General features: G+C 79.6%; 1 protein-coding gene. It reads right to left on the minus strand.

Annotated elements, in window-relative coordinates:
• The coding region (locus VR45_RS05795) for a CbiQ family ECF transporter T component (RefSeq protein WP_045938589.1) at positions 1–811 on the minus strand (811 nt) is incomplete at its 3' end.
• Positions 812–892 lie beyond the last annotated feature (81 nt).

The raw sequence follows: 892 nt of genomic DNA on the forward strand, positions 1-892 counted from the left end.
CCCCCCCGCCGCCCCCCCCCGCCGTCAGCAGTCCGTACGCGGCCAGGCAGATGCCGAGCAGCCCGGCCAGGGTCAGCCCGGCGGTGAGCAGGGCGATCCGGCGCGGCACGGCGGCGGTGCGCCCGAAGCCGCGGGTGTCCATCGCCGCCGCCAGCGCCACCGAGCGCTCCAACGCGCCCTCCAGGACGGGCAGTCCGACGCTGAGCACGGCGGCCACGCCCCGGTCGGTGCGGCCGCGCAGCCGCCGGGCGGCGCGCAGCCGCTGCACGTCGGCCACCAGGTTGGGCGCGAAGGTCATCGCGACCACGACGGCCACGCCCGCCTCGTAGAGCGCGCCGGGGAGCGTGCGCAGCAGCCGGGCCGGGCTGGCGAGGGCGTTGGCGGCGCCCACGCACACCAGCAGGGTGGCCAGCCGCAGCCCGTCGTACAGCGCGGCGAGCAGCCCCTCGGCGGTCACCCGGCCGCCGATCCGGACGCCCTGCGCCCAGGCGGGCAGGGGGACTTCGGGGAGGGTGAACAGGACGTGGGTGCCGGGGACCGGCGAGCCGAGGAGGACGGCGAACAGCAGCCGGATGCCGAGCACCAGGAGGCCGAGCCGCAGGAACGCGCCGTAGGAGCGCGACCAGGGCGCGTCACCGCGCCGGGCGGCGACGACGTAGCCGGCGACGGCGGCCAGCAGCAGCAGGACCAGCGGATTGGTGGTGCGGGTGGCGGCCGCGCCCAGCCCGAGTGCCCACAACCACCAGGCTCCGGGGTGCAGTTGGCGAGGTCCGGCGGCCGGTCGGCGGCGGGCGGCGCGGGGTGTGGGCACGGTGGGGTCCAGGGGGTCGGTCCGGAGCGGGGCGGCGGCGGGCGGGCGGGGCCGGGTGGCGGCCGGCCTCATCGGCGGCGG

Origin of the sequence: Streptomyces sp. NRRL S-495, assembly GCF_000966955.1 — a bacterium.
Classification (GTDB): Bacteria; Actinomycetota; Actinomycetes; order Streptomycetales; family Streptomycetaceae; genus Kitasatospora; species Kitasatospora purpeofusca.